A 5,342-nucleotide genomic window follows, 5' to 3' on the forward strand; every position below is an offset into this window, starting at 1 on the left:
CATCCCAGACACTCGACTTCACCAGCGAGATGTTGTTGCCTTTCTGCACGGCCACCGTGACCCACATGGCCCGCTCGCCGTTGAAGCGACCAATGTGGACCGCGTCGCCGTCATTCCACTGCACCTGTGCCACATCCTGAACACGCATGACCTTGCCGTTCGCGCCGGCGATCACGGTGCGTCCGACTTCGTCGGCATTCCGATAGCGCCCGGCGGTGGCCACGTTGTACCGACGCGTGCCCACATCCACCGATCCACCCGGGATCTGCATGTTGTCGCTGCCCAGCGCCGCGAGGACCTGCGCCGGCGTGATGTTGCGCTGCGCCAGTTTGCCCAGGTCGAGCGTGACCTGCATCTCGCGCGGCGGTGCCGCCCACCGTTCGGCCCGTTTCACGCCCGGGACCCGCTCCAGCGCGTCTTCGAGGCGCTTCGCGACATCGTCCACCTGCGGATACGGTGCGGTAGGCGCGACCAGTGCGACCTGAAACACGGTGAGGTCGGAGTTCTCGTTTCGTTGCACATCGAGACGCTGCAGCGCCGACGGCAGCTCCGGACGCAGTGCGTTGACTTCGCGCACCACCTGATCGTACTTGCGCTCGGCATCCACATTCACGTCGAACTCGATACGCACGATCGACAATCCGTCAGAACTGGTGCTCTCCAGCTCCTTCACGTCCTCGAGTCCCTTCAGCTTCTTTTCGATGGGCTCGGTGACGAGCTGTTCCATATCCTCCGGGCTCGCACCGGGGTAGACCGCCACGGCGGTGTAGATGGGCACCGGGTAATCGGGGTCTTCGGCGCGAGCGATGTTCATCCAGCTCACGACACCGAGCGCCGCGAACATGAGGAAGACGAGGACCGTGAACTGCCAACGTTTCACGGAGAATTCGGTGAGGCTGCTCAGGAAGTTCACGGGGTGCTTCCTCCACGCAGCGCCACCGTGCGGGCGTCAGCGCGCGGCGGTGCCGCCGAGTCGAGCGTGGCCGGTGTGATCACGCGCAACGGCGCGCCAGGGGTGAGGTACGGGGCACCCTTGGCCACCACGGGCGTGCCGACGGCCAGTCCCTCCACCACGGCGCGGTCACCCTGCAGTTGCGACACGCGAACCCGCGCCGACCGCGCGCGCAGCGCCCCATCGGCATCTTTCTCGGCAGTGAATACGGTGGCCGAGTCGTGATCGGCTTCCAGCAAGGCATCCACCGGAATCGTCATCGCGAGCGTCGTGCCGCGTGTCGTGATGCGCATCTGCCCGACGAGGCCACTGGGCAGCGCCTCGGTGCCGTTGAGCGACACCTCTACACTGTAGGTCCCGGTACGCGGATCGGCCGATCGCCCAACGAGGAGGACCTTCCCTTCGAAGGTCTTGCCGGGGAGCGCATCGAAGGTCACGGTGGCCCGATCGTTCACGTGCACGCGTAGGGCGTCGCGGTCGGGGAGCCCCGCCCGCAGCACACGGCCGCGGCGCGTACCGCCGAGGATGAAGAGCGGTGTGCCGGGGCCTACGGTGGTGCCGGGGGTGATCATACGCTGTAACACCGTACCCGTCTCCGGCGCCGTGATGATGGCATAGTCGCGATTCATCGTGGCCGTGGCGAGATCGGCGCGTGCGGCGTCGAGTGCCGAGGTGGCGTCCTGCAACTGCGCGAGGGTGGCCACACTATCGGCCGCGAGTCGCTGCACGCGGGCCTGATCGCGTTGGGCCTTGTCCACGGCCACCTGCGCCTTGCTGACAGCGGCATCGATTTCACGCAGGTCGAGCGCGGCGAGCGTCTGTCCGCGCTGCACCGTGGCACCTTCATCGACCAGCACGCGCGTCACGACGCCGCCGATCTTGAAGCCCAGGGGGATTTCGTCGCGCGACACGAAGGTGCCGGTGGCGGTGACGGGTGCGGCCGCTTCGCTCTCACCGATGGTGGCGATGGTCACCGGTACGGGCGGCACTCGGAGCTCCGGTGCGGGTGTCTCGCTTTTGCCGCAGGCGGCAAGCAAGGGAAGCGATGTCGCAGCGAGGTAGATGGTCGGGCGCAGGGCGAATGACATGAGGAGTTTCCGGGGCAATTGGGAAAGGCGGAGTGGATGCGTTCAGTCGACGAAGGTGCGCAGCGCGGCCGCGCGCTCGAGCTCGACCTGTCTGGTGGCCACGGTGAAGCGCGTGATCACTTCGTTGAGCGCGGCTCCGGTATAGGCGGAGCGTGCACTCAGAAATTCGAGTTGCGTGGCGAGCCCTTCGGCGTAGCGACGCTGCACGAACGTGAAGGCGCGTTCGGCAGCGACGCGACGGTCGATGGCGGCGCTCAGAGCGGTCCGCGCGGCTTGCACGGCATCCCACGCGTTCTCCACGTCGATGCGTACCGCGCGTTCGGCTTCACGGCGGCGGTATTCGGCTTCGCTACGCGTTGCACGGGCCTGTTCGCGTCGGGCGGCATCCTGCGTGCCGTTGAAGAGATTCCAGCCCAGCACGACCGAGGCGAGTCCCACGTCGTTCTGGCGATCGAAGCGATAGCGGTTGCCCTGCACGCCGTAGCTTGCCGCGAGGGCCACGTTGGGCAGGAAGGCCGATTCGGCAATGCGCGTTTGCGCGTTGGCGAGCTCGATGAGATTGCCGGTCTGTACGAGTTCTTCGCGCCGGCGCAGGGCATTGGCAATGAGCGCGTCGCGATCACCGTCGATGGCCGTGGTCGCGAGCAGCGTGCTGTCGGCAACGAGCGAGAGCGGCGCGTCGTCGGGCGCATTGCGGAGAAGGTTCACGCTGCGCCGTGCGGCGTCGCGCTGCCGCCGGGTTTCCGCGAGCTGCTGTAGGAGTTCGCTCCGTTCGGCGCGTGCGCGCAGCAGCACGTCCGGGGTGGCCTGGCCGTTGGCGATGAGCCGTTCGCTCACGCGGACGTTTTCGTCGAGCACGGGGAGCGTGGCTTCGAGCGTTTCGACGGCGCGCACGGTGGTGGCATACCCCAGCCACGCGCGCTGCACGTCGGCGGCGAGCTGTCGCATGGCGGCGCGACGACCGCTCCCCACGAGATCGCGCTGCGCGCGGGCGGCCGCTCGCGCCCCGAAGAGCGCGTCGTTGAACAGAGGGAGCGTGAACTCGAGCTTGGTTTCCTGACGGAACGGCAGCGTGGCGCTGATGTCCGTGGGAAAGCGCGGCTGGCCGATGAGCTGATTGAGCGCGGCGTACGCGGGGTTGATGAAGTCGCCGATGTTCACAACGCCGCTGAATTCCGAGTAGCGGGCATTGAGTCCGACGCTCGGGAGGAATCGGCCATTGGCTTCGCGTACGCTGGCGTCGGCCCGTCGCTGGGCCGCACGCTGTTGGGCGAGGGCGAGGTTGGCCTGCAGCGCTTCGGCGACGTAGCCGTCGAGCACGGCGCGGGCGTTGGGCACCGTTGGCGGCGCGGGCTCCTGCGCCCGGAGCGGCGCCGCGACGGCCGCGAGGAGCACCGCGGCCGTCGCTTTGTAGAACAGCGGTTGAGTGTTAAACATCAGTCTCTGGAATAACAGTGTTAAGTGAATAGGCCTAAAAAATGGCGCCTAGGCGCCGGAGGTACTTCAGCCCCGATGGAAAGCGGTCAGGTCGGGCTTCGCAGTGCCCCGCGAATCAAGGTGTCGCACATGGTGCGGACCGTCTGCCGCGGGTCGTTGAGCGTGATGTGCGGGTCGCTGCGGTGGGTGAACCAGAGGGCAACCACGCCGTGGATCGAGCCCCAGAACATCTGGGCGAGCTCCACGGGGTCGGTGAGCTCCGGGCGATAGACGCCTCGACGAAGCCCTTCCTGGACCGTGTGCAGGAGGAACTGGTAGGCGTCCTCATCCGGGCTCTTCATGAGCTGACCAGACGGATCTATCCGTCTATGATCTAATACTGTCATGAACATGAACCGATACTGGCTCGGATTCTGCATCGCGAACTCGGTATACGCCATGCCCATCCGACGCAGCCGCTCCACCGGGTCCGCGATGCGCCCGATGTTGTACATCGCCTGGCCGAGGGCCGTGAAATCGGCGAGGCACAGCTCGGTGATGAGCGCGTCCTTGTCGAGGAAGTGGTGATAGATGGCCGTGGGGGTATAGCCGATCTTGGCGGCGATCGCCCGCATGGTGGTGGCCTCCACCCCCTCCGTCACGAACAGCTCCCGCGCCGCGTCCAGGATGGCCTGGCGCGTCTCGGCCTTCTGCCGTTCCCGGCGGGCCAGCGAGGCGGAGCGAATGGCGGAGGTGGTCACACGGGGACGATACGGAGTTCACCTAACGCTGTCAAGTGAATAGGCAACAGATCGGACGGTCGGAGGCTCGGAGAAACGGAGAAAAGGGGGAACTGACAATGGGAGAAAAGGGGAAAGGGAGAAACGGAGGTTCATTCAGTTCTCCTTTTCCCCCTTTCCCCTTTTCTCCCAATATAAGTTCCCCTCACGTCTCAAAACTCACCTCTCAACCCTCAATCCTGGCATCTCACGAACCCGCCGCGGCCTTTTGCTCCAGCCGCACGTTCCGCCGCCCCAGCCAGAAGGCCACACCGAGCCAGGCGAGACTCATGGGTGCGGCGGCAAGGGAGATCGTACTCGCGGCGAGGCCCACCGCCGACAGGCCGGCGTACGACCACGCGCCGATCTGGTCGCCGCCGCGGTACACGAACGTGTCGATGAAATTCTTGGCCTTGTACCGGTCTTCCGGCGGCACCACGGTGAACAGCACCTCGCGTGCAGGGCGGCCAAACGCATACTCACCGGCCCGGCGCAGCACCTGGAACACGACAAACACCGACAACGTGCCCCACGTGCCGAGTGCGGCAAAGCCCACCAGACTCAGAATGGGCATGATCGCCAGCGTGGCGCCCACACCCACCCACTTGATCACACGCCCCGTCACGAACAGCTGCGCAAGAATCGTCAGACTCTGCACCACCGTATCGATGGTGGCCAGAAACGCCGTCCGCGCCTCGCGGTCGGCGTAGCGCGCCCCCACGATCTCCGCCTGCTGGAAGTACAGGATCGTGGATCCGATGGTGAACAGCAGCATGTATGCGCAGATGCCGAGCAGATACGGACTCGTGAGCACATGGGTGATGCCCGCCAACGACGAGCCACCTACGGGCTTTTCGGCTTCGTCACGCGCGCGCGTATCGGCACGGAAGCTCGGCGGGAAACGCCGCGCCGCCTGCACCGCACATTCCAGCAGCACCACGCTCATCACCATGAGCACCGGCGTGCCCACCACCTCGGCGAGTCGCGAGGTGAGAAACGCGCCGACGAGCGCGCCGAGTGTACCACCCACGCTGATGAAGCCGAACAACCGCTTCCCCTGCTCCGGCCGGAACGTATCGGCCATGAATCCCCAGAATACCGAGGGGA

The 5,342-nt window shown here is 66.0% G+C and carries 5 protein-coding genes; all 5 read right to left on the reverse strand.

Going from position 1 to position 5,342, the window contains the following annotated elements; all coding sequences use genetic code 11:
• Positions 1-913, reverse strand: a 913-nt coding sequence (locus tag ACIQ6O_RS12295; protein ID WP_396208084.1) for an efflux RND transporter permease subunit, incomplete at its 3' end; no start/stop codon positions are given.
• A complete protein-coding gene (locus ACIQ6O_RS12300) occupies positions 910-2,040 on the reverse strand; it encodes an efflux RND transporter periplasmic adaptor subunit (RefSeq protein WP_396208085.1) in 1,131 nt (376 codons plus the stop codon). The genes ACIQ6O_RS12300 and ACIQ6O_RS12295, both read right to left, overlap by 4 nt.
• Positions 2,041-2,082: 42 nt before the next feature.
• Positions 2,083-3,477, reverse strand: coding sequence for a TolC family protein (locus ACIQ6O_RS12305; protein ID WP_396208086.1), 1,395 nt, complete (start codon positions 3,475-3,477; stop codon positions 2,083-2,085).
• An 86-nt stretch (positions 3,478-3,563) separates the two neighbouring features.
• The gene (locus tag ACIQ6O_RS12310) at positions 3,564-4,217 is read right to left on the reverse strand and encodes a TetR/AcrR family transcriptional regulator (protein ID WP_396208087.1); all 654 of its coding nucleotides are present in this window, start codon (positions 4,215-4,217) and stop codon (positions 3,564-3,566) included.
• A 226-nt stretch (positions 4,218-4,443) separates the two neighbouring features.
• Positions 4,444-5,342, reverse strand: an 899-nt coding sequence (locus ACIQ6O_RS12315; RefSeq protein ID WP_396208088.1) for an NTP/NDP exchange transporter, incomplete at its 5' end; no start/stop codon positions are given.

It is taken from the genome of Gemmatimonas sp., from assembly GCF_044345575.1.
Taxonomy (GTDB): Bacteria; Gemmatimonadota; Gemmatimonadetes; order Gemmatimonadales; family Gemmatimonadaceae; genus Gemmatimonas.